Source organism: Mycobacterium simiae, from assembly GCF_008370645.1.
In the GTDB taxonomy this organism is placed as follows: domain Bacteria; phylum Actinomycetota; class Actinomycetes; order Mycobacteriales; family Mycobacteriaceae; genus Mycobacterium; species Mycobacterium simiae_A.
Window position 1 is genome coordinate 1 of the sequence record NZ_VTZN01000285.1, and the last position, 3,987, is coordinate 3,987.

At 64.3% G+C, this 3,987-nt stretch carries 4 protein-coding genes; all 4 read right to left on the reverse strand.

Going from position 1 to position 3,987, the window contains the following annotated elements; all coding sequences use genetic code 11:
- Nucleotide 1: 1 nt before the first annotated feature.
- Nucleotides 2–763: a universal stress protein gene (locus F0Q45_RS24800; RefSeq protein WP_149656410.1), complete on the reverse strand. Its 762-nt coding sequence runs from the start codon at nt 761–763 to the stop codon at nt 2–4.
- Nucleotides 764–851: 88 nt separating this feature from the next.
- Nucleotides 852–2,894 carry an erythromycin esterase family protein gene (locus F0Q45_RS24805; RefSeq protein WP_149656411.1) on the reverse strand — a complete coding sequence of 681 codons (2,043 nt, stop codon included), beginning with the start codon at nt 2,892–2,894 and terminating at the stop codon, nt 852–854.
- Nucleotides 2,895–2,911: 17 nt separating this feature from the next.
- Nucleotides 2,912–3,343 carry an Hsp20/alpha crystallin family protein gene (locus tag F0Q45_RS24810; protein ID WP_149656412.1) on the reverse strand — a complete coding sequence of 144 codons (432 nt, stop codon included), beginning with the start codon at nt 3,341–3,343 and terminating at the stop codon, nt 2,912–2,914.
- Between the two features lie 88 nt (nt 3,344–3,431).
- A complete protein-coding gene (locus tag F0Q45_RS24815) occupies nt 3,432–3,704 on the reverse strand; it encodes a hypothetical protein (protein WP_149656413.1) in 273 nt (90 codons plus the stop codon).
- Nucleotides 3,705–3,987 lie beyond the last annotated feature (283 nt).

Here is a 3,987-nt window from a genome sequence, read left to right on the forward strand (position 1 = left end):
TTCAGTGACGGACCACAAGCACCGAGCAGTCGGGATAGCCCAGGATCGGGTGGCAGTTCGGCGTGGCGAGCCGCGGGAGCTGATCGGCGTCGGCCTCGCCTACCACGGCCAGGTCGATTGCACTGCTGTGGCTTTCGGCGTCTTTCCCACCGGTACCCGCGGCCACGATCTGCACCGGCACGTCTGGATAGCGACGCACCCAACTGTTGAGCCGACGATCGATCTGCCGCACCGTCGCGTGGCGACGCCGCCCTTCCTCCATCGCCTGGCGCACAACTTCGTCATTGCCGGCGTCATCGGTGAGCACGACCGCGATCACGCCCAGTTTGGTAGGCGATCCATCGGGATTGGTCCGGATTATCGCTACCGGGCAGCGTGCGCTCGTCACCAACGCCGCGGCGGTGGGGCCCAACAAGCCGTCAGCGGCCCGTCCGCGCCGTGCGGTGCCCACGCAGATCATGGCGGCATCCTGCGATTCGTTGATCAACACTTGCCCGGGATCGCCGGAGAGAACCGCAGTTTCGACCTCGACCGGGTGGCCTTGACCCTGCACGGCACCATCCGCCGCCACCAGCGCCTGTTCGGCCCGTTGCAGCTCCCATTCGGAGGTCTGGGTCGATCCGTCTGCTGGTCGGGGGATGACGTAGACAAGACGAAGGGGCAAGAGTCGGCTTGTCGCTTCGTCGACCGCCCACGTGGCGGCGTTGACCGCGGCTTGCGAGCCATTGACACCCACCACCACCGACTTCGAATACTGCCTCATGTCGGCTCCTGACTCCTCGATGCGCTCCATGTCAGGCTATTGCGCCGACGCCAGGTGCGCAGACTGCCCGCGGCCAGCTCGCCGGCAGCTATAAGCCACTCGGGTAGGTTTCCGGTGTCTCGCCGGTGATCCACAGGCTGGTCGTCTCCAGAGGTTCCAGTGCGCGAGTCTTATCGATGTGGATCATCGCGTCGAACTGATCGGCGGAGCGCACGTGGAAATAGTGGCTTTGCCGTTCCGTGGCGGGCAGATAGATCACCCCGATGGCACGTCCCAACCGCACCACGCCAAGCGGGTCTGCAGCTTCTGGACTGATGTGCGCCGACACCAAGAACGCATCTCGGCCTGTCTCGTGCAGTAGCTTTTCGATGCTCCCGTTGAGCGCCGGTCGAACCACCTTCCGCTCGGCGATGCCGCCCCATTCACTGGCAGCGGTGACAGTACCGGCGTACGTGCACAGCCCGATGAGGCGCGACTGGTCACCGTATCGTTGGCGAGCAAGTTGGCCGAGGGTGAGCTGTCCATCTGCCCAGACTTCGGTGGCCCGCGCGTCCCCGACGTGAGAGTTGTGCGCCCACACCACAATTCGGGCGGGTGGCACGTTGCCACGCTCGCCGTGCCGGTCCAGATGTTTCAGCAGCCCGTCCAGCGTCTGTGCCATGTGCTGATCGCGCAAGTTCCACGAGGTGACCCGCCCGCTGAACATCGCGCGGTAGTACACCTCTGCGTTACGTACGGTTTGCGCGTTTTGCTGGGCATAGAAGGCCTCGTCTTCGGCGAGCAGTCCGTCCCTGCGCGCGTAGGCCAGCGCATTGCGCTGCATCTCCACCAATTGCTCAACGGCTTGACGTTCGCAGGAGGGACCGGCGCCGAATGCCGCCGCATATCCGTAGGCCTGTCCGTCATCGCTAAAGGTGTGGTCAAAGCACGCGTAGCGGGCCCGCGCCCGCGCCGCCGCGGTGGGGTCGACGTTGTCGAGGAAGGCGATCACCTCCTGCATCGACCGGTGCAGGCTATACAGGTCCAAACCGTAGAAACCGGCTTGCCGTTGACCATTCCGCTGGTTGCGTGCCCGCAGCCACTCGACAAAATCACGAACCACAGTGTTGCGCCACATCCAGGCCGGAAACCGCTCGAAGCCGCTCAATGCCTGATCTGCGCTACTGTCCTCGCCCAGACCGCGCACGTATCGATTCACTCGGTACGCGTCGGGCCAGTCCGCTTCGGCGGCGACGGCGCAGAATCCCTTGTCCTCGATCAGCCATTTCGTGATGGCGGCCCGAGCCTCGTAGAACTCGTGCGTGCCGTGCGAGCTCTCGCCGATCAGAACGATCCGCGCAGCACCGATTAGCTGCTCCAACGTCTGGCGTGGCGGGACACCTCCGGGCGCGTCGATGGCCACGCGACTGATCACCTCGGCCGCCGTCGGCGCTAGAGGTTTAATCACCGAGATACCCGTCGTCGGGGTGGCCAGCCGCCGACGGACCTCCTCATCGGTGACTTGACGGTAGTCCCAGAACGACTCGCCGACCGCCAGAAATGGGGTGGGCATCGACGCGCAGACGACATCGTCGACCAGGCCGGCGAATTCTCGGCAGGTGGACTCGGGGGCCGCGGGCACTGCGATCACGATGTGGGCGGGCTCGGCGTCGCGTAACGCCTGCACCGCAGCGAACATGCTGGCGCCGGTGGCCAAGCCATCATCGACCAGGATCACCGTCTTGCCGGCCACCTCCAGGGGCGGCCGCCCAGCGCGGTAGGCGGCCTCCCGGCGGACCAATTCGCGGCCCTCACGCTCGGCGACGTCGCGCAATTGCTGCGGCGTGATCCGCAACCCCCGCACCACATCGTCGTTGATGACTACGCGCCCACCGCTTGCCAATGCGCCTACGGCAAACTCCTCGTGGCCGGGAACGCCGAGCTTACGGACGATGAAGGCGTCCAGCGGGGCGTGCAGCGCAGCGGCAACCTCCCACGCGACAGGTATCCCACCTCGCGCCAAGCCCAGCACGATCACGTCGCCGCGGTCGCGGTAGGAGGCCAACAGACTAGCCAGCACCCGGCCGGCTTCGGCCCGGTCGCGAAACACGCGCCGCGGCGAGCGTCTGCTGGTCTCAGCTGAGCTGGTCATCACACACCGCGCTCAAGTTAATTCGGAAACTGAATCTGAATCCGCCGTTGGGTTGGCTTTTGCTCCGAAACGGCAACCGACACAGTCAGAATCCCTTTGTCGTAGGTGGCCTCAATGCTGTCTTCGTCCGCGCCGGCCGGCAGCGACACGGTACGAGAAAACGAGCCGTACGAGAACTCCGATCGCCCATCGAACTCTTTCTTCTCGCTACGGTCGGCCTTGATGGTCAGCTGCCCCTCGTGCACTGTGACGTCGATGTCCTGCTCCGGGTCAACACCGGGGATTTCGGCGCGTACCACATAGCGGCCGTCCTTCATCTCGTCCTCAAGTGGCATCAGCCGGCCTTCGAAGACGGGGCGGAGCCCGGTAAGTGACGGGAAGCCGGCGAGCAGCTCGGAAAAGTCCGGGAACAGTGACCTCGGCCGCCGCTGTATGGGGAGGGTGCGCATGGTCGTCTCCTAGAAATCGAAGTCGCCGTACTGGCGATGTCTATCCGACCAGTCCATCCCCGGCGACGGTAGGGACCGAAGTCCCCGGCTAGTGGGTCGTTGGTCTGTCTGCGGTGGTTCGCCGTGCCGGGCGCGCGGCACCGAGGTAGGCCATAACGCGGTTGAGGATAAGGTCGTACGCATCGCCGTCTTCAGCGAGCCGGACCAATTCCCGGCGACGCAGAAAGCCCTCGAGGCGCCGATCCAGCGGCCACTCACAATACTTGGTGCGGTCGGCATACGGTGACTTCAGGAATTGGGCCGCGAGCTTATCGACGTCAGTGTCTGTTAGTAACGGCGCATCGCCCAGCGCATAACCCATTTTGTTTCCTTTGTGTTTACCCGAAGCCCTGGTTGAGTCACCAGACGCTTTCATGATCAGCTCTTGTACACCCAGCGCATAGGGCCTGAAGTCCCCTACCGACCCTATCGGCCCGGTGGGTCATCAAGCCACGGCGTTCTTGGCACGAATTTTGCGCACAATGCGGTCGATGATCAAGGAAATTCGTGGCACGAAAAATTGAGGCTAACGGGAGGCTAACGGCGAATTGCCAATACATCGCTCAACGGCCGTCGCGGGGTGGGCGCCGCGATCTCACCGGCAG

Excerpts from the sequence above, each read along its gene's own strand:
- F0Q45_RS24800 (WP_149656410.1), bottom strand. The coding sequence starts at position 763 with ATGAGGCAGTATTCGAAGTCGGTGGTGGTGGGTGTCAATGGCTCGCAA.
- F0Q45_RS24805 (WP_149656411.1), bottom strand. The coding sequence starts at position 2,894 with ATGACCAGCTCAGCTGAGACCAGCAGACGCTCGCCGCGGCGCGTGTTT.
- F0Q45_RS24810 (WP_149656412.1), bottom strand. The coding sequence starts at position 3,343 with ATGCGCACCCTCCCCATACAGCGGCGGCCGAGGTCACTGTTCCCGGAC.
- F0Q45_RS24815 (WP_149656413.1), bottom strand. The coding sequence starts at position 3,704 with ATGGGTTATGCGCTGGGCGATGCGCCGTTACTAACAGACACTGACGTC.